The sequence below is a fragment of the Sphingobacterium corticis genome (genome assembly GCF_042684745.1).
GTDB lineage: Bacteria > Bacteroidota > Bacteroidia > Sphingobacteriales > Sphingobacteriaceae > Sphingobacterium > Sphingobacterium corticis.
In genome coordinates this window covers 94811-118695 of sequence record NZ_JBHUMA010000007.1, presented here as the reverse complement: position 1 = coordinate 118695, position 23885 = coordinate 94811, and the positions used below count along the sequence as shown (strand labels likewise).

The window sequence follows — 23885 nt, the reverse complement described above, 5'->3', positions numbered from 1 at the left end:
TATAAACCTTAATAAAAAGCAATATGACGTTCGTAAGTTGGAGAAATAGCTCCATAATTGCCTTGATTGTTTCCGTATGCGTAATTGGAGCAAAAGCCCAATCGCTCAAATCTACAAAGCTGGATCCGGTCGATTATGCCGATCCAATTATTGGAACCATGTCCAAGTACGAGTTATCCAACGGAAACACCTACCCCGCCATTGCTCGACCGTGGGGAATGAACTTTTGGACACCTCAAACCGGAAAAATGGGCGACGGTTGGACGTATACCTACACAGCCGACAAAATCAAAGGCTTCAAGCAAACGCATCAGCCAAGTCCTTGGAATAATGATTATGGTCAGTTTTCCATCATGCCAATAACCGGTAAGCCAGAATTTGATCAGGAAGCACGCGCAAGTTGGTTTTCACATAAAACGGAAATTGCGAAGCCTTACTATTATAGCGTGTATTTAGCAGATCATGATATCACAACCGAATTGACACCCACAGAGCGAGCTGCTATTTTCCAATTTACCTATCCGCAAAGCGATAGTGCATATTTGGTAGTCGACGCTTTCGATAAAGGATCTCATGTAGAAATATTGCCGGAAAAAGGAATGATAAAGGGATACACGACGCGTAACAGTGGGGGTGTTCCGGAGAACTTCAAAAATTACTTTATCATTTTATTTGATAAACCATTTACATCTGCTTCCGGCGTGGACAATGGTGCGCTTACCGGAAACGCTCAAGCAGTAACTACAAATCATGCAGGGGCGATTGTTGGCTTCAAAACCAAGCGTGGAGAAAAGGTAACAGCAAAAGTTGCTTCCTCATTCATCAGTTTTGAGCAAGCTGAAATCAACTTAAACGAAGTGCGTGAAAAAGACTTCAATACGGTGGCTAAAGCAGGTCGTGATAGCTGGAACGAGGTGCTTGGAAGAGTTGAAATAGAAGACGATCGTCAAGATTTATTGAAAACCTTCTATTCCTGTTTATATCGTTCTACCTTATTTCCACGAGATTTCTCTGAATGGGATGCGGATGGAAATCAATGGCATTATAGCCCGTACAATGGACAGGTTTTGCGTGGTCCGATGTTTACGGATACTGGCTTTTGGGATACATTCCGAAGTCTTTTTCCGTTGCTGAATTTATTGTATCCTTCTATGAATACACAAATGCAAGAAGGATTGGTGAATGCATATAAGGAAAGCGGATTTCTGCCGGAGTGGGCGAGCCCGGGGCATCGTGCTTCTATGATCGGGAACAACTCAGCGTCGGTCGTAGCGGATGCGTACATGACAGGTTTGCGCGATTATGATTACAGCACTTTATGGGAAGCTGTAAGGCACGGGGCAAATAATGTGCATCCAACGAATTCTTCTACAGGACGCGCTGGTTATACTTTCTATAATGATTTGGGATACATCCCAACAGATAGTAAGATTACACAGAATGTTGCACGGACTTTGGAATATGCGTTCAACGATTGGTCAATTTATCAATTTGGAAAAGCGATTGGCAAACCGGCGGACGAGATCGAAATTTATAAACAGCGCGCAATGAACTATAAGAAATTATACGATCCATCAACAAAATTGATGCGCGCGCGAAGCTCAGATGGCACTTGGCGTTCGCCATTCGAGCCAAGTGGTTGGTCGAGAGATTATACCGAAGGAAACGCTTGGCATTGGAGTTTCTGTGTGTTTCACGATCCGCAAGGTTTGATTGATCTGATGGGTGGAAAAAAAGAATTTGCCGCGATGTTAGACACGGTCTTTGTCATTCCAAGTCATGAAGGCATGAAGAGCCGGAGCATGATCCACGAAATGCGCGAAATGCAAATTATGAACATGGGACAATATGCGCACGGAAATCAGCCCATTCAGCACATGCCGTACTTATATAATTATGGTGCTGAACCTTGGAAAACGCAATATTGGGTACGCCAAATCATGGATCGCCTTTATTTACCTACGCCAGATGGCTATTGTGGTGATGAAGATAATGGACAAACATCTGCTTGGTACGTGTATTCTTCTTTAGGGTTCTATCCGGTTGCGCCGGGGACAAATCAGTATGCATTGGGATCACCTCAATTTAAGAAGGTTACTTTGCATTTAGAGAATGGCAAGAAGGTCGTTATCAGCGCCTCAAACCAAGGGAAAGATCAAGTTTATGTGAATAGTTTAAAACTAAACGGCAAGAAATACAGCAAAAATTATCTGGATATTCCTACTTTGCAGGAAGGTGCTAAACTGCATTTTGATATGTCTGAATCGCCAAATAAATCGCGTGGTATTCAGGATGCTGATGCGCCGTATTCGTTCACCAACGAATTGAAAAAATAAAGCTTATGAAAAAGAAAAGTATGCAATGCATTAAATCCATTTGCGCTGCGGTGTTATGTGCAATTTCTATTTGCACGCCGACGGCGAAGGCGCAAGAACCTGTTGCGTTGAAAGTGGCCAGTTACAATGTGCGATACGATAATCAGGGCGATCGCGATAAAGGAGATGCTTGGGAAAATCGGCTGCCTGTAATTGCATCCTTGATCAAGTACAACAGTTTCGATATTATGGGTTGTCAAGAAGTTTTGGCTCATCAATTCGAAGATTTAAAACAACAGTTGCCCGATTACACGTTCATAGGTGTAGGACGGGATGATGGCAAGTTAGCTGGCGAATTCGCGCCAATCGTCTTTAAAACGGATCGTTTTTCGCTGTTGGATTCCGGTGTAATGTGGTTATCGGAAACACCGCATATGCCATCGAAAGGTTGGGACGCTGCATTACCAAGGATTTGTACATGGGCTCAGTTGGAAGATAAATCCAGCGGAAAGCGCTTTTGGTTCTTCAATCTGCATCTAGATCATGTTGGTTTGAAAGCCCGCGAAGAAAGTTGCAAGCTGGTTCTACAACGTATTCGTAATGTGGCGAAGGATGATCTGATCCTATGGACAGGCGATTTTAATGTAGATCAACGGAATGAGATTTATCACATCATTCAAGGGTCGGACTATATGCAGGATGCCTTCGAATTGGCGAAAATTCGCTATGCGCACAACGGAACATTCAATGCGTTCGATCCGAACCTGTGGACAGACAGTCGTATCGATCATATTTTCGTAAGTAAAGGCATCGAAGTAGAAAAATATGCTACGTTGTTGGATACGTATAGAAGTGGTGTTGATGAAAAGGATGTTAAAAAGGGCGATTTCCCGAGCGAACTATCGTTCAAAAACCATCAAGCACGGTTGCCCTCTGATCACTTTCCAGTAGTGGCGGAAATTAAAGTGCATTAATTAAAAATCCCCAATAATCTGTGTTCCAAAAAAACAGATTATTGGGGATTCCCTTTACTAAGTACGCGTAAAATTACTTCACCGTGTACTCAATAACGAAAAGCAAAAATATGATTAGGACAAGCATAGAAATGTTTCCTATCATATCGCGGATTGCTTTAGGCTGCCGACTGATCGAATTCCTGATATTCATTGTGTTCAAAATTAAACTGTATGAGTGCGGGCTGTGTGTCATAGGCTAAATCGTATTCCTACTTAAAGTAGCTGGGTATCACACGCGCCGCATTCTCAATTACAAAAAACAAGCCAAAATGTTTTATTCTGAATCCGGTATTTTTTCGTTCGTATTTTTTATACGTTTAAATAAGGTTCATTCGATTAGAAATACTATTTTGTGATAACACAAAAACGAGAATAGCCATGCTGAATGAATATATAAAAGAACACACGAAAGAAGCGCATCAATCATTGGAAGGGAAAGTAGTTAGGCAGATGAAGGCAATAAGAAGTGAAGCCGATTACGCAGAAGTACTTAATCTATTTTACATATACTTTGCCTCCATAGAACGCGCAATTGCACCATTTATGGCGGATGATGTTTTATCGGACTACGCCGAGCGAAGAAATTCATCATACATTAAAGCGGATATCGAAAGCTTGGGTGTGCAACCAGAATTGGATCCCAATGCATCTGTGCCGCAGATCAACAATAAGTTGGAAGCGCTGAGCGCATTGTACGTTTTGGAGGGGTCGATTATGGGCGGACCTTATATCGTTCAGATGCTAAAGAAGTATGGAATGGACAAAGGTTTTACTTTTTTCTCCGGCTATGGCGATGAATCTGCGGCGATGTGGCAAAAGTTTGTGGCGGCACTTAATGCTGTGGCGGAATCCACTCCCGACAATAAAGAACGCGCGGCAGAAATTGCTAACCAGACCTTTGCCCGTTTTGAAGAACTTTTTAACGCGAAATCCAGCTAATTTCCAAAGCCTGTTTCGACGAAAAACAATGCGCTGAAAGGAATGTTATAGCTATACGTTTACCTAATATTTAATAAGATTTATAGCTATGTGGAAGCACCTAGATAATCAACTATATCGCGAATCTAAATTCGCGGATTTCTCACAAGCGTTTGCGTTTATGACACGTGTAGCGATGCTTGCGGAGTCTGCAAATCATCATCCTACTTGGAAAAACACTTTCAATAAGGTAGAAATTTGGTTGACTACACATGATGCGGAATCCTCTGTTACGGATAAGGATATTGCCTTGTCGGAAGCTATTAATAAATTGGTGTGATGAAGTCGACAGCAAATAAATTAGTCGCTATTGGAGGATTCAACCGTGTTCTTCTGTTTATCGTTTTGTTATTCGCTATCTTATATTTCGCGAAACCTTTTCTCGTTCCTATTGTGGTGAGCGGTCTGATGGCGATGTTGTTGCTGCCAGTATGCAAGAAACTAGAAAGTTGGAAGATCGGTCGAGGCGGTGCAGCAGCGATAGCTGTACTAACCACACTTTTAATTATCATTGGTGTGCTTTACTTGCTCGTTAACGAACTGATCGGTTTAGGTTCAGAAATGCAAGCTATCGGCGATAAGTTTAGCGCTATATTCGCGCAGGGGCATAGCTTGGTTTCCGAACATTTTGATGTCTCAATAGCCAAGCAAAAGGAATATTTACAAACGCAAGTTTCCGCTTGGTCTAGTTCGGCGGGCAAATTGCTTGGTGGCGTTTTGTTTTCTGTCGTTACCGTATTGGGGAATTTGCTTATTATCACTGTATACACAATCCTGATGTTGATTTACCGTTGGCGGATCAAAAATTTCGTGTTGCAGATTGTAGATAAATATGCTGGTCATAACGAAATTGGGCATACCAAAGATATTGTAAATAAGATTACACAGGTGTCCAGTCGTTACGTTGCTGGTATATTTCTAGTGGTTCTAATACTTTCTGTTATCTATTTTATCGGACTTACGATAATCGGGATTGAAAACGCTTTATTCTTTTCGATCGTAGCAGCGCTAATTAATGTAATTCCTTACATTGGTTCAGTGGCGGGTGGTGGTATTGTGGTGCTTTATGTGCTCATCACACGCGATACGCTAAGCGTGCCTATCATTGTTGCTGTATTTTTTACCCTTACTCAACAATTAGATAGCTATGTATTAACTCCAAAAATTACCGGGGGGAAGGTGCAACTAGGTCCCCTTTTTACTATTATGGTGTTGTTGTTGGGAGGCTTAGTTTGGGGCACAGCTGGAATGATTTTGTTTATTCCTCTCCTTGGAATCGTCAAGGTGATATTTGATCAAGTAGAAGATTTAAAACCTTATGGTTACCTCATTGGAGATTAGCAGAAAGGATTTCTTTCCCTAAAATGCTTCTCCATTAAAGATGTATAAGTTTGCACCTTCTTTGGTAAAACCAACATCAAAACGAATGTAAATATCTTTCTTAGGAAACAATAAAAATCGAAGTCCAACACCGCCAGCCACACGCGTATTCCGCATTTGAAAACCGCCAAGGTCAGGAGCAACGTTACCGATTGATCCAAACACGGCTGCGCCCAAGCGCTTGCTGAACTTAAAAGGAAGAATACGATATTCCGCTTGTGCAGAAAGCATGTTTTTATCACGATATCGACCCAAGTAATACCCACGCATCAGGCGATCTCCACCAAGTAGCGCCATTTGATGAAACGGCGGATCGCCATGAACGAACTGCCCACGCACTTGCCAGGCAAATACATTATTTTTATGTACGCGGTGATACGATCTGAAATCTAAATTAACGGTTCCAAAATCATATTCGCTGGCAAAGCCTTTGAAGTTTTTCAGGTAGGCAATTTCTCCAAACAAACCTTCACGAACATTCAATACATTGTGTCGATTGTCGTAAACAATTCCGGCACCAAATCCAAGGTTGTGCGTGCCATCGCTGCCTGCAGGTAATGGATAAGGTTCTCCTTCTTCCGGTTGCTTGAAGTTAACGCTCGAAAGCATCTGGTAGTCAACCTCCGGTCCGACAAATAAGTTCTTTGCAATTTTTCTTAAAACGCGTTGCTTGGCTGTTATTTGAAAGGCGTCGACAGTTGCTGGGTTTTCTTTTGGTGTATTGGGTCCAATGCCGTAATACGATAATGGAAAACGTTGGATTTTCGTTTCTCCCAAGAAAAACCATTTGTCTTTATCTCCATAAAGCGCATTTTCAAGATGAATACCATATTGGCCTTTGAAGGTAAAGAATGTAAAGGCTTGCAATTCGCTAAGACGATTTAACGTATCGCCGTTGGCGTAATAAAGTTTTAAGATTGATGCACCCAGCTCAATACCTGTTTCTGGCGCATTCGCAAAAGTGGGATATACCGTAAAAGTGGCCTTTTCAGCGTCGGTCGTATCGTTGATGACTGAATTTACGTAGCGCCAAACCCATCCGTTTTTAAAACCTTGCCCGTAACTCGTCGAGCTCAAAATAATTGAGAAAAATAGGAGCAGGACAAATGATCTAAACATACTTTGTGATTGGGTAATTTTCAAACTGCTTGCCGATATCGGTATGTCGTCGACATGTAATTATCTCCATGGAATCTCACACTGCAATATGAGTGCCTAACTGCTGTGGAAGTGGATTAATTCACACAGTAAAGTGCTGTAAAAATCGCTATTTTATTTCAGAAAGGAACTCCTGCTGCCAAAGTTTACGTAAGATTTACACTCTTGATGTTTGAACATGATAATAAAGCATAAAAAACGGATAATCCAATTAAGGGTTACCCGTTTCAACTAACTAAATGCTTTCTACTATATATTAATGATTGTGATCATGCTCCGCATGAATTTCAAATTTCAATTCCAATACGTTTTCTCCGGCAAACAAATTGGCATAATCATTTTTGTTCCAGTCTAAACGTGTGATTTTACTTTTTACTTCTGGTTGCAATTTGCGTAGCACGAACGTAACATCGCGAGATTTATCCGCATTGTCGTGGCCGGCACTGAAGTAAGAAAGAATGCCCGTGGTACCAACACCTGCAGCTCCCGTTACCGCAACGCCGTCACCGTACACCGTTTCACGAGGCTGAAATATTGCGCCCGTTTCGTTGGTGGTGTTCGGATTTAAGATAAAATCTCCACCGATTAAAAATGCTTTATAGTTATTTGCGGTAGTTTCGTTCGCAATAAAATCTGCCGCTACTTCACGACCCGTGTGATCCCAAGCTTTCAAATCTAATCGATAAACAGCTTCTGCATCCAAATGCAAGTGCCCATTTTCTGTCGCTTCTCCATTAGCATCGAATTTAACGACGATAGCTGTACTGTCTTTAGCATCTGCTAGGCCGTGAAAGTGGTCGCCATGCGGATAAGCTGCTCCAGTAACTTGCGTGAAAGTAATTTCCGAACGTTGGATACCTTCTTTTACAGGTTCTATGATATCATCGTCGTTACTGCAAGAGGTCATTGTTAAGCCGAATAAGCTAAATGCGATGATCGTACTGAATAGTTTGGTTTGTCTTAATGATTTCATGTATATATTATTAATTGTTGAACGCTTATTTATTGCAACATTGTGGCAAATATAGTATATCGAATCATGAATTGCAACATAGTTGCTAAAATAAAAAAAGGACTAGTGGTAAAAACCGCTAGTCCTTTTAAAAACATTCGCGAAGCGAATGCTAGATGTATTATTTTACTTCTTCGAAGTCTACGTCTTGAACATCGTCGCCACCGTTTCCGGATTGATCTTGTCCAGCATCGCCTGGCGCACCTTGTGCAGAACCATCTTGAGATGCTTTGTACATATCTTCTGAAGCAGCATTCCAAGCAGCTTGAAGCTCTTCTGAAGCGGTGTCAATCGCAGCGAAATCGCGAGCAGCATGTGCTGTTTTCAATTTCTCTAATCCGGCTTCGATAGCAGATTTTTTCTCTGCAGGGATTTTGTCGCCATATTCTGTCAATTGTTTTTCTGTAGAGAATACCAATGCATCCGCTGCATTGATTTTGTCTACTTCTTCTTTCAATTTTTTGTCTGCTTCAGCATTTGCTTCCGCTTCTTGCTTCATTTTTTGGATTTCCTCATCGCTCAAACCAGAAGAAGCTTCGATACGAATATTTTGCTCTTTACCAGTTGCTTTGTCTTTTGCGGATACCTTGATGATACCATTCGCATCGATGTCGAAAATAACCTCGATTTGAGGAATTCCGCGCGGTGCAGGAGGAATATCTGTCAATTGGAAACGACCTAATGTGCGGTTTTGTGCAGCCATTGGGCGTTCACCTTGCAATACGTGGATTTCTACCGAAGGCTGATTATCTGCCGCTGTAGAGAATACCTCTGATTTTTTCGTTGGGATTGTGGTGTTTGATTCGATCAATTTCGTCATCACACCACCCATTGTTTCGATACCTAAAGAAAGCGGCGTAACATCTAATAACAAGACGTCTTTTACTTCTCCAGTCAATACACCACCTTGGATAGCTGCTCCTAAAGCAACAACTTCATCCGGGTTAACACCTTTAGAAGGCTCTTTTCCGAAAAATTCTTTCACCGCTTCTTGGATAGCAGGGATACGTGTAGAACCACCTACCAAGATAATTTCGTCAATGTCTGATGTGCTGTAGCCCGCATTTTTCAATGCTGTTCTACAAGGATCGATAGTACGTTTCACTAAATCGCTTACCAAGCTTTCGAATTTCGCACGAGATAGGCTGCGCACTAAGTGCTTAGGTCCTGTCGCGTCAGCAGTGATGTAAGGCAAGTTGATTTCTGTAGAAGTAGTAGAAGATAATTCTACTTTCGCTTTCTCAGCAGCTTCTTTCAAACGTTGCAATGCCATTGCATCTTTTTTCAAGTCGAAACCATTGTTTTCGTTTGCGAACTCAGATGCCAACCAGTTGATTACCGCATTATCAAAGTCATCACCACCTAAGTGCGTATCACCGTCGGTTGATTTTACTTCGAATACACCATCACCTAATTCCAAAACAGAAACGTCATGCGTACCACCACCACAGTCAAACACGACGATTTTCATGTCTTTGTTTGCTTTATCCAAACCGTACGCTAAAGCAGCAGCAGTTGGCTCGTTGATGATACGTTCTACTTTCAAACCAGCTACCTCGCCAGCTTCTTTTGTAGCTTGACGTTGCGCATCGTTAAAGTAAGCAGGAACAGTAATTACCGCACGAGAAACTTCTTGACCTAAATAATCTTCTGCCGTTTTTTTCATTTTCTGCAAAATCATTGCAGAGATTTCTTGTGGCGTATATTTACGATCGTCGATTTCTACACGTGGCGTATTATTGTCGCCTTTTACTACATTATAAGGTACTTGAGAAACTTCTTTTTCCGACTCTGCGAAAGAAGTACCCATAAAGCGTTTAATGGAATAAATGGTTTTGTGCGGGTTGGTGATCGCTTGACGTTTCGCCGGATCTCCTACTTTGCGCTCTCCACCTTCAACAAATGCAACAACAGATGGCGTAGTACGCTTTCCTTCGTTGTTCGCAATCACCACGGGCTCGTTACCTTCCATTACGGCAACACATGAGTTCGTGGTTCCTAAATCTATACCTATTATTTTTGACATATCTTATTGTGTTTTCTTATCTCAATTTCCATGATTCTATCAACCGTTGTGCCAATATTGGTAAAGCCAAATTTTCCTTGCATTTACTCGCAATCTGTCTCATTTATGTCAAGATCGTGTGACATCCTGTCATTTTTTCAATATGGAAATCCATAAGTTTGGCAAAATTATGACACAGCATTATGCAGTTGCAGCTGAATAAAATTCCGTAATTTAGCGCCAAACTTTTTTCAATATGACTTTTGATGAGTATCTGGTGTATTTCGGTGATATATTAGCACAGCCTGAGAAATACGAGCGCTACCAAAATGAAGAATATTTGCAATACGCAAAAATGAATTGGACGCGCATGAGCCGCTGGATTAAACGTTTCGAACCTAGTGAGGATATGAAACGTTATGTGCAAAATATTACGGAAGAGCAACATTGGATCGTGATTACTGAGCCTTGGTGTGGCGACGCGGCGCATTCTGTTCCGCAGATTTACATGATGGTGAAAGACAATCCTAACATCGATCTTGATATTCAGCTTCGTGATGCCGAACCGTTTTTAATTGATGATTACCTGACGAATGGTGGTAAATCCATTCCTAAAGTCATTATCCGCAACGATGTTGGACACGATAAGGCAGTTTGGGGTCCTCGTCCGGCTGCGCTTCAAGCTATTTTTGAGCAAATGAAAGCAGAAGGGAAAGAATTTCTGGAAATAAAAGAAGCTTTGCAGAAATGGTACAATGACGATAAAGGTGTGGCCATCCAACAAGAATTATTGTCTTTGTTAGCGTAAGCGATTATGGATATTGAACAACTTCGTCTGTATTGTATACAAAAACAAGCGGCGTCCGAGCAATTGCCTTTCGGACCGGAGACGTTGGTGTTTAAAGTGGGATCGAAAATATTTCTTTTAGTGGGATTGGATCAGATTGGAGCGCTAAGTTTTAATGTAAAATGCGATCTGGAGCGAGCAGTGGAGCTACGTGAAGAAAATCCGCAAACGGTGTTTCCAGGTTATCACATGAATAAGAAACATTGGAATACGGTGTTTGCTAATCGAGAACTTGACGATAATAAGCTGCAGGAACTGATCGATCATTCCTACGATTTGGTGAGGAAATCGCTTACAAAAAAAGAACAAGCAGAAATACAAAACGCGGAGTAACTAGTTATTCCGCGTTTTGTTTTATAAAATACGAGACGTTTTGTTTTATGATGTTCTCACGCAAGAGATTCGTTCTGGCGAATCTTAGGAATGAGAATGAAGTGATCTGATTTCAAACTTTTTCTTGATAAAAAGTTTTACAAAAATCAAGTCTGCATTCCTTACTGCTATCCGTTCGAAAGAAATCCTAAACAAAAGTAAACTCGCTACGCTCAAACAGACTTTTGTTTTTAACGGATTTGCTTTCGTTCAGATGACCGCAGCCGGAATGCTAGGACGGATGTCGTTTCCAAAAAGTTTTATGCTTGAAAAGCTTTATCGAAGCAATACTCTTTCCATCTTCGCACAATGCCGCCTGAGCGGATTGGCAATAGCACAAGGATGCACGAACGTTGTGCCAATACGGTAAGCGGCGAGTTTTTGCATACTTTTTTCTCAAAAAAGTATGAGCCTGCCCGGCTCAAGGGCAAGCTCAATCATGTTACATCTTCAAACCAATTTCGCGCAAACGCTCGTCCAAATACTGACCAGCCGTATAATCTTCATATAATTTTGGATACTCCTCCGAAATCGTAGCATCCAAACTAGCTAAACTCATGCTTGCTTTTGGGTGCAAAAAGAACGGTACGGAATAACGCGATGTTTTCATCAATTCGCGTGGCGGATTGACAACGCGATGCGTAGTTGATTTCAATTTATTATTCGTCAACCGCTGCAACATATCACCAACATTTACTACAATATCCTCACCTTTCGCTTTGATTGGGAACCACGTATTATCCTTCGTCAACACTTCCAACCCATCCGCACTCGCACCGATCAACAAAGTGATCAGGTTAATATCCTCATGCGCGCCAGCACGTACAGCGTCGGGCGAAATAGCATCTGGATTTTCGATCGGAAAATAATGGATCGCGCGTAAAATGGAGTTGCCGTTGATGACAAATTGCTCAAAATAATTCTCCGGTAATCCCAAATAAACCGCAATTGCTTGCAGCAAGTTACGTCCTGCATCTTCCAGTTTTTTGTAAACTTCCGCAGTCACTTCGTTGAAACGAGGTAATTCGTGGACAATAATATTATCTGGAAAATCAGCTTTGCTGTATTCTTCGCCAACAATAGTTTGTCCGCGTTGCCAAAACTCTTTCAAATCCGGCGTATTTGCATCCTTCGCTTTCTCTTTACCTTTGGATGTGTATCCACGCTGACCAGCTAGCTCTGGAAACTGATAGGCGTTTTTAACCTCCTCCGGCAGTTCGAAAAATGCTTTTACTACCGAATAAAGCTCGTCGATTAGTGATTGGCTCAATCCATGGTTGGCAATAGTAACGAATCCAGTTTCGTTAAAGGCTTTCCCAATATCTTGCGAAAACTGCTTACGTTGCGCTGCATCTCCTTCGGTGTACTGCAACAGATCTAGTCTGGGTATATTTATTTCTGCCATGCGACTTATGTCTATAATAGATGACAAAGTTAATGTATAAATCGCGTAAAATGCCGGATGAATTTTTACAAAAATCCCAAATAAAAGTTTTGCTTTCTAACAAACATCCATTAAATTTGTTATGCTTGCATAGTAAATCAGGTAGCTAATTATGAGTCAAGATAACACGATCGACTATTTTTTGAAAGCCAGTTGGCAGAATTTGGCGAATAAATACAACCAGATTGCTGCTCAGCATGGATTTACCCAGGCTGCTGGATATATTTTGATCAATATCCATCGGGATGGTACGCCTGTTTCTCAAATTGCTAATTCAACGGGCGTGAAAACGACCAGTTTGTCGCGCGTTCTAAACAATTTAGAAAGTTTGGGCTTTATTTATAGAGAAGCAAGTACAACGGATAAACGCTCCGTAAAAGTGTATTTGACGGAGCTAGGCGTAGAAAAAAGAAACATTGCGAAAAATGTGGTTCGCGCGTTCAATAATTTTTTGGATGATGAGTTGACCGCAAAGGAACGTTCGCAGTTGATCAAAACATTACTCAAGATTAATGAGTTGGTCGCTAAGTACGATCCTAAAGTGGAAATGGAGGGCTAATTAATTGGGATACCGTTTTTAGTTCTCCGAATTGCACAACTAGTAATTGAAAAAGCGTTCTCGCGATAGATTAAGAAATTGGATTTTCAGATCATATCCGATGATGATAACCATAAAAAGATAAACTTATACACGCGTGAAATATTTGTTTTCTGCGTTCACAACGCTCCAATAAATATTCCGCGTCACTATTAGAAGTCAAACCGAGCTTGCGAGCTCATCGAAGATAAACCGAGCCAGCGAGCTCATGAAATAAATTGATAGATATGAAAAGAAATGTCAAGAAAGTAGCCGTGTTGGGTTCGGGCGTAATGGGCTCGAGAATCGCGTGTCACTTTGCGAACATCGGCTTGGAAGTGCTCCTTTTGGATATCGTTCCGAAAGAATTACTCCCGCAGGAAGAAGCGAAGGGATTGAGTTTCGAAAGCACTGCAGTTCGCAATCGCATCGTAAACAGTTCGCTGGATACGGCGCTGAAAAGCAATCCTTCTCCGATCTACAGCAAGCGATTTGCTAATCGTATCAAAACTGGAAACTTCGACGATAACATGAAAGATATCGCGCAGTACGATTGGATTATTGAAGTCGTTGTGGAGCGTTTGGATATCAAAAAATCTGTTTTTGATCAAGTCGAAAAACACCGCAAACCCGGAACGTTGGTTACCTCAAACACTTCCGGAATTCCTATCAACCTCATGGCGGAAGGCCGAAGCGAAGATTTTCAAAAGAATTTCTGCGGAACGCATTTCTTTAATCCGCCGCGCTACTTGGAGCTTTTCGAAATCATTCCTACAAAACACACAGATTCTGCAGTTGTCGACTTCCTGACATATTTCGGCGATAAGTTGTTGGGTAAAACGGTGGTATTATGTAAAGATACTCCGGCGTTTATCGGAAACCGAATCGGCGTGTATTCCATGTTGGCTTTGACGCATTTGGTCGAGCAAATGGATTTGACAGTGGAAGAAGTCGATAAATATACGGGTCCGGCAATGGGACATCCAAAGTCGGCAACATTCCGCACAGCGGATGTCGTTGGTTTGGATACGTTGGTGAATGTGGCCAATGGATTGAAAGAAAATGCGCCGGACGATGAAGCAAAAGGTGTCTTCGAATTGCCTGCGTACATTGGCAAAATGGCCGAAAACAAATGGTTGGGCGAAAAGACTAAACAAGGTTTTTATAAAAAGGTGAAGGATGATAAAGGGAACTCCAACATCCTATCGCTAAACCTAAAGACCTTAGAATATGCGGATCAGCAGAAAGTGAAATCATCGACACTGGAAGCGACGAAACCTGTGGAGGACATCCGTAAACGTATGAAGGTTTATGAGCAAGGAACGGATAAAGCCGCAGAACTATTCCGCGCGATGCATTATCCACTTTTTGAGTACGTTTCGAATCGTGTTCCGGAAATTACGGACGATTTTTATCGTATTGACGACGCCATGCGAGCAGGTTTCGGATGGGAGTTAGGTCCATTTGAAGTTTGGGACGCTCTAGGCGTTCGCGAAACCATAGAAAAAATCAAAAGTGAAGAAAAACGTCTTCCGGGACAATCTGGTAAGGTAGCCGATTGGGTGCAAGAAATGTTAGATGCCGGTCATGATCATTTCTACAAAATTATTGATGGCGTAAAGAATTTCTACGATATCGCCGCAAAATCCTATAAACCAATTCCAGGCGCGGAGGATCTTATCGTATTAGATCACATTCGCGAGAAGCAAACCATTTGGAAGAATTCCGGTGTAACGATTACGGATTTGGGTGATGGCATTATCAATTGCGAATTCCACACGAAAATGAATACGATCGGTGGCGATGTTATTCAAGGAGTTAATAAAGCGATCGATTTAGCCGAGAAAGAATATCGAGGATTAGTAATTACCAACGAAGGAAAAAATTTCTCCGCTGGAGCCAATATCGGGATGATTTTTATGATGGCCGTGGAGCAGGATTATGATGAACTTAATATCGCGGTTCGCATGTTCCAAAATACCGCCATGCGCTTGCGCTATTCGTCGATTCCGGTGGTAGTGGCGCCTTTCCAATTGACTTTAGGCGGAGGTTGTGAATTCTCGATGCACGCTGATTTTGTGCAATTGCATGCCGAAACCTATATGGGCTTGGTGGAATTTGGCGTTGGCGTTATCCCTGGCGGTGGCGGTTCAAAAGAATTTGCCTTGCGCGCTTCTGACGAATATAAAGACGACCAAATTGTGCAGAATACCTTAAAAGAGCGTTTCCTAACGGTCGGTCAAGCGAAGGTTTCGACTTCTGCTGTAGAAGCATACGAGTTGGGTTATTTGCAGAAAGGTAAATATGCAATTACGATGAACCGGAAGCGTTTGTTGGCAGATGCCAAGGCGAAGGCATTGGAGTTAGCGAACGAAGGTTACGTGCAACCGGCACCTCGGAAAGATATTAAGGTGTTGGGAAATCAAGGTTTAGGCATTGTTTACGCCGGAGCTTCTTCGATGCAAGCCGGAAATTACATCTCCGAGCACGACAAGAAGATTTCAGAGAAATTAGGTTGGGTAATGTGTGGCGGAGATTTGTCCGCACCGACCGAAGTTTCCGAACAATACTTATTAGATATTGAGCGAAAAGCATTCTTGGAATTGGCTGCGGAACGCAAAACTTTGGAGCGGATACAGCACATGTTGACCAAGGGGAAACCATTGAGGAATTAGATTAAGTAGATGGAGAGTATTTAGTATTTAGACCGTGCATCAATACAGAGAATTAAAACTATGGCAAAAGAGTATTGAGGTTGTTTCTGAGCTTTACAGGATTACAAAGATGTTTCCCACAAGCGAAAAGTTCAATCTAATCACTCAGATAAATAGAGCCGCCGTTTCTATTCCATCCAATATCGCGGAGGGAGCTGGTAGAAATTCCGACAAAGAATTTTTACACTTTCTTGCTATAGCGCACGGATCTATGTACGAAGTGGAGACACAATTAATAATATCAAACAATTTAGGTTATTTGTCAGGATCGGAATTAAATCGAATGCTTGAAATGCTGGCTGAACTTCAAAAGATCAGTTACGTATTCCAACAGAAATTAAAGTCTAAATACTGATATCTAACTACTAAATACTAAAAAAACATGGAAGCATATATTATAGCAGGTTATCGTACAGCAGTAGGTAAAGCGCCCAGAGGTGTGTTCCGCTTTATGCGTGCAGACGAATTAGCAAGCGAAGTGATTCAGCACATGGTATCAACGATTCCAAACCTGAATGTCGAGCAGATTGATGACGTTATCGTCGGAAATGCGACTCCGGAAGCCGAGCAAGGCTTAAATATTGGTCGTATGATTTCCCTGATGGGATTGAAAACCGACAAAGTACCGGGCGTAACGGTAAACCGTTATTGCGCGTCTGGATTGGATACCATCGCGACCGCGGTAGCGAAAATCCGTTCGGGAATGGCAGATTGTATCATCGCTGGAGGTGTTGAGGTGATGTCGGGGATGCCTTTTGGCGGATGGAAATTGGTTCCAAATCCGAAAGTTGCCAAAGAAAATCCCGATTGGTATTGGGGTATGGGATTGACGGCCGAAGCGGTAGCGAAAGAATATAAAGTTTCCCGCGAAGATCAGGATCAGTTTGCTTTTGAATCCCATAAGAAAGCGGTAGAAGCAATCAAAAACGGGAACTTAAAAGACGGCATTGTTCCGATCAAGGTGACCGAAAAATATTTGAAGGACGATAAAATCGCGACGCGAGATTACACAGTGGATACCGATGAAGGGCCGCGCGCGGACACTTCCATCGAAGTTTTAAGCAAGCTGAAGCCGGTCTTCGCCGCGGATGGTGTGGTTACGGCAGGAAATTCATCGCAAACTTCGGACGGAGCTGCCTTTGTTTTAGTTGTTTCTGAAGCAAAGCTGAAAGAATTAAATGTAGAGCCGATCGCTCGTTTGGTAAGTTACGGTGTCGCTGGTGTTCCGCCGCGCATTATGGGAATAGGACCAATTGAAGCCATTCCGAAAGCGTTGAAAATGGCAGGATTGAAACAACAAGATATCGACTTGATTGAGTTGAATGAAGCGTTTGCTTCGCAGTCGTTGGCTATTATCCGCGAATTGGATTTAGATACGAGCAAATTAAATGTAAATGGTGGAGCGATAGCGCTTGGGCATCCGCTGGGCTGTACTGGAGGGAAATTAACCGTACAGGTTATGCATGAGCTGAAACGCCGCCAAGGAAAGTACGGAATGGTGACGATGTGCGTGGGTACCGGACAAGGTGCTGCCGGAATTTTCGAAATGCTGTAGTAAAATTAACCGTTGTAAACAAAATGAATATGAGCACGAATAAAGCAATAAAAGGTGGGGAATTTGTGATTCGCGAAACTTCCTATCAAGATGTTTTCATCCCAGAAGAATTCGACGAAGAAGCGAAAATGATTCGCCAAACTTGTTTAGATTTTTTGGATGCGGAAGTATTAAATAATCTGGATCGCATCGATCAGCAAGAAGAAGGTTTGATGGAAAGCTTGTTAGATAAAGCTGGCGAATTGGGTATGCTCGGCGTATCTATCCCAGAGCAATATGGTGGTTTTGGAAAGAATTTCAACACTTCTATGCTAGTAACCGATGCGGTGGGTGGTGGACATAGTTTTGCGGTTGCGCTTTCAGCACATACCGGAATCGGAACCTTGCCAATCTTGTATTACGGAAACGATGCACAAAAGGATAAGTACATTCCTAAGCTGACAACTGGTGAATGGAAAGCGGCATATTGTTTAACTGAACCGAACTCCGGTTCTGATGCAAATTCCGGACGTACTTCAGCAAAACTAAACGCGGAAGGCACACATTACATTCTTAACGGACAAAAAATGTGGATCACCAACGGTGGTTTCGCGGATATATTCATCGTTTTTGCCAAGATTGATGATGACAAAAACCTAACAGCATTTATCGTAGAACGCGATTTTGGAGGAATCACGATGAATCCTGAAGAACATAAATTAGGAATCAAAGGTTCATCCACGCGTCAGGTGTTCTTTAACGATTGCGCCGTGCCGGTAGAAAACATGCTATCCGATCGGGAGAATGGATTCAAGATTGCAGTAAATATTCTGAATATCGGGCGTATCAAATTAGGTGCTGCAACCATCGGATCTTCACGTTCCATTATCAATTCGGCTGTTCGTTACGCGAACGAGCGCGTGCAATTCAACTTGCCGATTTCTAAATTTGGCGCTATTCGCTACAAATTGGCGGAAATGGCAACACGGTTATATGTCAACGAAAGTGCGGCGTATCGTGCCGGACAAAATATTGATGATGCGTATGATGCGTTGATTGCCGAAGGCATGGACGAAGCGAAAGCGAAATTGAAATCTGTTGAACAATTTGCCATCGAATGCGCCATTATCAAAGTTTGGTGTTCGGAAATGTTGGATTATGTAGTGGATGAAGGGGTGCAAATCTACGGCGGGATGGGCTATTCGGCCGATGCGCCAATGGAACGCGCTTACCGTGATGCACGGATTAACCGAATTTTCGAAGGAACAAACGAGGTGAATCGTCTTTTGGTAGTCGATATGTTGTTGAAGCGGGCAATGAAAGGCGAATTGGATTTGATGGGTCCAGCAACTGCCGTTGCGAATGAATTAATGGCAATTCCGGATTTCGGAGACGAGGACGATGCACCATTTGCAGCAGAGAAAAAACTAATCGCTAATTTGAAAAAGGCCGGATTGCTGGTAGCCGGAGCGGCTGTGCAAAAGCTGATGATGTCTTTAGCGAAGGAGCAAGAAATCTTGATGAATATTGCGGATATTATTGGCAATGTTTACGTCGCAGAATCCGCTTTGCTTCGCGTAGAGAAGATTTATCATACGAAAGGCGAAGAAGCGGCCGCGTTGCCGACGGATATGGCGCGCGTTTACTTGCACGAAGTGCTCGATAAAGTATTAATCTCAGGTAAGGAAGCATTAAACTCATTCGCCGAAGGCGATGAGCTACGCATGATGTTGGTTGGTTTGCGCCGATTTACGAAAGCTGAACCATTCAATATGAAAGAAGCACGTCAACGTATCGCTCGTAAATTAATCGATGATAATAAATACGGGTTTTAGTTAGACAATTTCTATAATATAAAAGCCTGAGCAATTCGCTCAGGCTTTTGTATTATGCAGTAAAACAGATTGTCTATTTATCCGCCAAATTCCATCAAATAAGATTTTAAGAATCCGTCCAGCTCACCATCCAATACAGCTTGTGTATTCGAAGTTTCTGTTCCCGTACGTAAATCTTTGATCAATTTATACGGATGGAGTACGTAGTTTCTGATCTGCGATCCCCATTCAATTTTCTTCTTCGATCCTTCGATGGCTGCCGAAGCTTCCTCGCGCTTGCGCATTTCAATTTCGTACAATTGCGATTTGAGCAAACGGAGTGCGTTCTCTTTATTCTGTAATTGCGAACGTGTTTCTTGATTTTTGATAATAATGCCCGTTGGTTTGTGGTGCAATCGAACCGCTGTTTCGACTTTGTTCACGTTCTGTCCACCGGCACCTCCAGCTCGGAAGGTATCCCATTCGATTTCGGAATCTTTCACATCAATTTCAATATTATCATCTACCAACGGATAAACATACACCGAAGCAAAGGACGTATGGCGCTTCGCATTGGAGTCAAACGGTGAAATACGCACCAAGCGATGCACCCCGTTTTCTCCTTTCAAATACCCGTAAGCAAAATTACCGGAGAATTGTAAGGTCACGGATTTAATTCCGGCCACATCGCCCGCCTGATAATCTTGCTCAGTTACCTTACAGCCATGTTTTTCGCCCCACATAATGTACATGCGCATCAGCATCGCTGCCCAATCGCAACTTTCCGTTCCTCCAGCGCCAGCTGTAATTTGCAGAATAGCATCAAGCTGATCCTCCTCCGCACTCAGCATATTCTTGAATTCTAGTTCTTCCACAGCAGCCAGAGCAATCTGGTATTGCTCTTCTAACTCCTGATCACTAGCATCGCCGCTTTGGAAAAAGTCGTACATTACCGCCGTGTCATCTACTGCCGAATTAACGTCATCAAATTGATCCGTCCAAACTTTGGTGTTTTTGATGGAAAGTAAAACGCGTTCCGCCGCCTTGCTATCATCCCAAAAATCGGGACGTAAGGTGATTTCCGTCTCTTCTTCTATGGATTTTTTTCGGACATCAATGTCAAAGATGCCTCCTCAGAGATGTCACACGATCTCTCAAGTCTTGTATTTGTTCTTTCGTCATGGTTTTTATATTGCTGTGCAATGTACAAAGATGTTCATTTCATCACGAAAATCAAAAGACCCTGATGCTGTAAGATGTCTGGATTGGGATCTGTGTTTTCGCTCAATTTTACGTAAGTTTGGCTATAAATGAATTTACTTATGTTACCCAAAATCGATTTTACAAAGACATCTGCCTATCAATATCTAGTAGATCATTATATTGATATTAATAAATATACCCTCAAAGACCTTTTTACCTCGGACAAAGATCGCTTCGATAAGTTTTCCTTGTATTTAGGTGATATTCTATTGGATTACTCTAAAAACCGTATCAACGACGAAACAAAGGCCTTATTAGTACAGCTTGCGCGCGAGTGCAAATTGGACGAGGCGATTAAATCCATGTTTGCTGGTGATGCTATTAATGAAACCGAAGGCCGTCCTGTTTTGCATACCGCGCTGAGGAATCGAAGCAATAAACCCGTTTTGGTGAACGGTGCTGACGTGATGCCGGATGTCAATCAGGTATTGGCGCAAATGAAAAATTTCTGTGAGGAAATTCATTCCGGTAATTGGAAAGGATTTACGGGAAAAGCTATTACCGATGTGGTTAATATTGGAATCGGTGGTTCGGATTTAGGTCCGGTAATGGTTACGGAAGCGTTGAAATCGTACAAAACGCATATCAATGCACACTTTGTTTCCAATGTCGATGGTACGCATATCGCCGAAACGTTAAAGAAAGTCGATCCGGAAACAACCTTGTTTTTGATTGCTTCTAAAACGTTTACTACGCAAGAAACGATGGCGAATGCCAATTCGGCGAAGGATTGGTTTTTGGCGGCCGGTGCTTCGCAAGAGGATGTTGCGAAACATTTTGCTGCGTTGAGTACTAATGCGGAAGCGGTGGCTGCTTTTGGAATTGATACTGACAATATGTTTGAGTTCTGGGATTGGGTTGGTGGCCGCTATTCATTGTGGTCGGCGATCGGATTGTCCATCGCGTTGAGCATAGGATACGATAATTTCGAAGAATTATTGGCTGGAGCACACGAAGTAGATCAACATTTTAAAGGAGCCGATTTTGAAGAAAATATCCCGGTCATTTTAGGTTTGTTGGGTGTTTGGTACAACAATTTCTTCCAGTCCGAAAGCCATGCTATTTTGCCTTATGATCAATATTTACATCGCTTTGCAGCATATTTCCAACAAGGAGATATGGAAAGTAATGGGAAATATGTGGACAGAAACGGTAATCGTGTAGAATATGAAACCGGACCTATCATTTGGGGGGAACCTGGAACAAATGGACAGCACGCATTTTATCAATTGATCCATCAAGGAACGAAGTTAATTCCTTGTGATTTCATCGCGCCAGCGATATCTCATAATCCAATCGGCAACCATCATACGTTATTGTTGTCGAATTTCTTTGCGCAAACCGAAGCGTTAATGAACGGTAAGGAAGAGGATGTCGTTGTTGCGGAGTTGCAGAAAGCGGGTAAATCAGCCGAAGAAATCGAAAAGCTAAAAGCATTTAAAATTTTCGAAGGAAACCGTCCAAGTAACTCGTTCTTAGTGAAAAAGATTACGCCTCATACATTAGGATCGTTGATCGCACTTTACGAGCATAAAATTTTTGTTCAAGGTGTTATCTGGAACATCTTTTCTTTCGACCAGTGGGGCGTAGAGTTAGGGAAGCAATTAGCAAACCAGATTTTGCCCGAATTAGAAGGTAATGAAGCCGTTACTTCGCATGATAGTTCCACAAATGGATTGATTAATCAATACAAAAGCTGGCGATAAGCAATAATAATTGTAAAAAATAGGAAACAATGGCTTTTTTCTGGTCACGATTTCCGACTTTTAGCACAAACTCATGAGATAATCATGAGTTTGTTGCTTTTTAACCTTAATAATTATCCTTATGAATAACTCGAAAAGGTCGATGTTAAACCGTAAAACTAGTTTTTTCTTAGCGAGCGCCGTTTGGTTGGCGACGATTCCCGCATTGTACGCGCAACGCGGCAGAGCTCAAGCGGAAGTTCCGATCACCGACCCAGTCATCCAGCAAATTGTCGGAGAAGCCAATAATAATTCACAATTAGAAGATCTTGCTTTCGAGTTGTTAGACGTAGTCGGACCGCGTTTGGTAGGTACGCCGCAAATGACGAGAGCGAATGATTGGGCTTTGGAGAAATTTAAGAGCTGGGGATTAAGTGCGGAAAAGCAGCAATTTGGGGAGTGGCATGGTTGGGAGCGTGGCATTTCACATATCGACATGGTGCATCCGCGTGTGAAAACGTTAGCCGGGACGCAGTTGGCGTGGAGCCCAAGTACCAATGGAAAAGCGATTGAAGGGGAAGTGGTCACTATGCCGCAATGGAAAGATTCTTTGGATTTTAGAAAATGGTTGCCGTCCGTCAAGGGCAAATATGTAATGATTTCGCAACCTCAGCTCACCGGTCGTCCGGATTATAATTGGAAGGAATACGGGACGCCGGAATCTATAACAAGGATGAATGCGCAACGCGATTCCCTAACTTCCATTTGGAACGCAAATGTGTCGAAGACCGGGTTTTCCGCAAATTCTCTACCATCGATTTTAGAAGACGCTGGAGCTGTAGGTATTTTGACGAGCTACTGGTCATATGAGTTTGGTGCAAACAAGATCTTCGGTGCGCGTTCGAAATCTGTTCCTTCTTTAGATATATCTTTAGAAGATTATGGTATTTTACATCGTCTTGCCGAGAAAGGACATAAACCGCGTATTCAAGTAGAAACTTCTTCCAAATCATTGGGCGTCGTTCCTTCTTTCAATACAATTGCAGAGATAAAAGGAACGGAGTTTCCGGATGAATATGTAATTCTTTCTGCGCACTTGGATTCTTGGGAAGGCGGATCCGGCGCGACGGATAATGGAACAGGAACAATTACGATGATGGAAGTAGCGCGTGTGTTAAAAAAGATTTTGCCGAATCCTAAACGTACCATCCTGATTGGTTTATGGGGAAGCGAGGAACAGGGGTTAAACGGTTCTCGTGCATTCGTAATCGATAACCCGGAAATTGTCGAGAAAACGCAAGCCGTATTCAACTTAGATAACGGAACTGGTCGGGTTGTTAATATTGACGGTTCTGGTTTTGTTCACTCGTATGATTACATCGGAAGATGGTTGTCTGCTGTGCCAAACAATATCACGAAAGAAATTAAAACAAGCTTTCCGGGGACACCGGGTGGTGGTGGGTCAGATCATGCTTCCTTCGTTGCAGCTGGTATCCCGGCGTTTATGTTAAGCTCCCTTTCTTGGGGATATTTCAGCATCACTTGGCATACAAATCTGGATACCTACGATAAATTGGTATTTGATGATTTGCGAAGCAACGTGATCTTAACAGCGACGATGGCTTACAAAGCGTCCGAAGAGCCGGAGCTGGTAAATCGCGAGCGACGCGTGATGCCGGAAGGTAGAAACGGACAGCCAAATGCTTGGCCAGCTATTCGTCAGCCACGCCGCACAGGTGTTGGATATTAATTGATCTAAAACTTTTTATAA

General features: G+C 42.4%; 19 protein-coding genes. 14 read left to right on the top strand and 5 right to left on the bottom strand.

The window, feature by feature from the left end; translation table 11 throughout:
* The first annotated feature begins 23 nt into the window (after positions 1-23).
* The 5 genes from ACFSQ3_RS13725 (at position 24) to ACFSQ3_RS13705 (ending at position 5650) form a co-directional block, all read left to right on the top strand.
* A complete protein-coding gene (locus tag ACFSQ3_RS13725; protein ID WP_380870135.1) occupies positions 24-2336 on the top strand; it encodes a GH92 family glycosyl hydrolase in 2313 nt (770 codons plus the stop codon).
* 5 nt (positions 2337-2341) lie between these two features.
* Positions 2342-3289: an endonuclease/exonuclease/phosphatase family protein gene (locus tag ACFSQ3_RS13720; protein ID WP_380870134.1), complete on the top strand. Its 948-nt coding sequence runs from the start codon at positions 2342-2344 to the stop codon at positions 3287-3289.
* Between the two features lie 420 nt (positions 3290-3709).
* Entirely contained in the window at positions 3710-4270 is a 561-nt protein-coding gene (locus ACFSQ3_RS13715; RefSeq protein ID WP_380870133.1) for a biliverdin-producing heme oxygenase, read from the top strand.
* Between the two features lie 88 nt (positions 4271-4358).
* Positions 4359-4589, top strand: a complete 231-nt coding sequence (locus ACFSQ3_RS13710; RefSeq protein ID WP_380870132.1) for a 4a-hydroxytetrahydrobiopterin dehydratase — start codon at positions 4359-4361, stop codon at positions 4587-4589.
* A complete protein-coding gene (locus ACFSQ3_RS13705; protein ID WP_380870131.1) occupies positions 4589-5650 on the top strand; it encodes an AI-2E family transporter in 1062 nt (353 codons plus the stop codon). The genes ACFSQ3_RS13710 and ACFSQ3_RS13705 overlap by 1 nt, the downstream gene beginning before the upstream one ends.
* A gap of 18 nt (positions 5651-5668) precedes the next feature.
* On the opposite strand, the gene ACFSQ3_RS13700 is transcribed toward ACFSQ3_RS13705, so the two are convergent.
* The 3 genes from ACFSQ3_RS13700 to dnaK form a co-directional block, all read right to left on the bottom strand.
* Positions 5669-6808 (bottom strand): BamA/TamA family outer membrane protein, encoded by a 1140-nt coding sequence (locus ACFSQ3_RS13700; RefSeq protein ID WP_380870130.1) that lies wholly within the window; start codon positions 6806-6808, stop codon positions 5669-5671.
* A gap of 295 nt (positions 6809-7103) precedes the next feature.
* On the bottom strand, positions 7104-7820 hold the full coding sequence (locus ACFSQ3_RS13695; protein ID WP_380870129.1) for a hypothetical protein: 717 nt from the start codon (positions 7818-7820) through the stop codon (positions 7104-7106).
* Between the two features lie 160 nt (positions 7821-7980).
* On the bottom strand, positions 7981-9885 hold the full coding sequence (gene dnaK, locus ACFSQ3_RS13690) for a molecular chaperone DnaK (protein ID WP_380870128.1): 1905 nt from the start codon (positions 9883-9885) through the stop codon (positions 7981-7983).
* Between the two features lie 235 nt (positions 9886-10120).
* Between dnaK and ACFSQ3_RS13685 the strand changes: the two genes are divergently transcribed.
* Together ACFSQ3_RS13685 and ACFSQ3_RS13680 are read left to right on the top strand one after the other, a co-directional pair.
* The gene (locus ACFSQ3_RS13685; protein WP_380870127.1) at positions 10121-10672 is read left to right on the top strand and encodes a thioredoxin family protein; all 552 of its coding nucleotides are present in this window, start codon (positions 10121-10123) and stop codon (positions 10670-10672) included.
* Between the two features lie 6 nt (positions 10673-10678).
* The gene (locus tag ACFSQ3_RS13680; RefSeq protein WP_380870126.1) at positions 10679-11044 is read left to right on the top strand and encodes an MmcQ/YjbR family DNA-binding protein; all 366 of its coding nucleotides are present in this window, start codon (positions 10679-10681) and stop codon (positions 11042-11044) included.
* 481 nt (positions 11045-11525) lie between these two features.
* On the opposite strand, the gene ACFSQ3_RS13675 is transcribed toward ACFSQ3_RS13680, so the two are convergent.
* Positions 11526-12488, bottom strand: coding sequence for an isopenicillin N synthase family dioxygenase (locus ACFSQ3_RS13675; protein WP_380870125.1), 963 nt, complete (start codon positions 12486-12488; stop codon positions 11526-11528).
* 151 nt (positions 12489-12639) lie between these two features.
* Here ACFSQ3_RS13675 and ACFSQ3_RS13670 point away from each other — a divergent pair, with 151 nt between their 5' ends.
* The 5 genes from ACFSQ3_RS13670 to ACFSQ3_RS13650 all read left to right on the top strand — a co-directional run bounded on the left by ACFSQ3_RS13670 (position 12640) and on the right by ACFSQ3_RS13650 (position 19187).
* On the top strand, positions 12640-13086 hold the full coding sequence (locus tag ACFSQ3_RS13670; RefSeq protein WP_380870124.1) for a MarR family winged helix-turn-helix transcriptional regulator: 447 nt from the start codon (positions 12640-12642) through the stop codon (positions 13084-13086).
* A 266-nt stretch (positions 13087-13352) separates the two neighbouring features.
* On the top strand, positions 13353-15779 hold the full coding sequence (locus ACFSQ3_RS13665; RefSeq protein WP_380870123.1) for a 3-hydroxyacyl-CoA dehydrogenase/enoyl-CoA hydratase family protein: 2427 nt from the start codon (positions 13353-13355) through the stop codon (positions 15777-15779).
* Between the two features lie 34 nt (positions 15780-15813).
* Positions 15814-16173 carry a four helix bundle protein gene (locus tag ACFSQ3_RS13660; protein WP_380870122.1) on the top strand — a complete coding sequence of 120 codons (360 nt, stop codon included), beginning with the start codon at positions 15814-15816 and terminating at the stop codon, positions 16171-16173.
* Positions 16174-16200: 27 nt separating this feature from the next.
* Positions 16201-17373 (top strand): acetyl-CoA C-acyltransferase, encoded by a 1173-nt coding sequence (locus ACFSQ3_RS13655; RefSeq protein ID WP_380870121.1) that lies wholly within the window; start codon positions 16201-16203, stop codon positions 17371-17373.
* A 23-nt stretch (positions 17374-17396) separates the two neighbouring features.
* Positions 17397-19187 (top strand): acyl-CoA dehydrogenase family protein, encoded by a 1791-nt coding sequence (locus ACFSQ3_RS13650; RefSeq protein ID WP_380870120.1) that lies wholly within the window; start codon positions 17397-17399, stop codon positions 19185-19187.
* Positions 19188-19264: 77 nt separating this feature from the next.
* On the opposite strand, the gene prfB is transcribed toward ACFSQ3_RS13650, so the two are convergent.
* Positions 19265-20348 (bottom strand): peptide chain release factor 2 gene (gene prfB, locus ACFSQ3_RS13645; RefSeq protein ID WP_380870119.1). Its coding sequence is split into 2 segments (ribosomal slippage): positions 19265-20287 and positions 20289-20348, totalling 1083 coding nucleotides; the frame shifts between segments, so codons are not numbered across the junction.
* A gap of 140 nt (positions 20349-20488) precedes the next feature.
* Here prfB and pgi point away from each other — a divergent pair.
* Positions 20489-22135 (top strand): glucose-6-phosphate isomerase, encoded by a 1647-nt coding sequence (gene pgi, locus ACFSQ3_RS13640; protein WP_380870118.1) that lies wholly within the window; start codon positions 20489-20491, stop codon positions 22133-22135.
* A gap of 121 nt (positions 22136-22256) precedes the next feature.
* Positions 22257-23864: a M20/M25/M40 family metallo-hydrolase gene (locus tag ACFSQ3_RS13635; RefSeq protein WP_380870117.1), complete on the top strand. Its 1608-nt coding sequence runs from the start codon at positions 22257-22259 to the stop codon at positions 23862-23864.
* The last annotated feature ends 21 nt before the right edge of the window (positions 23865-23885 follow it).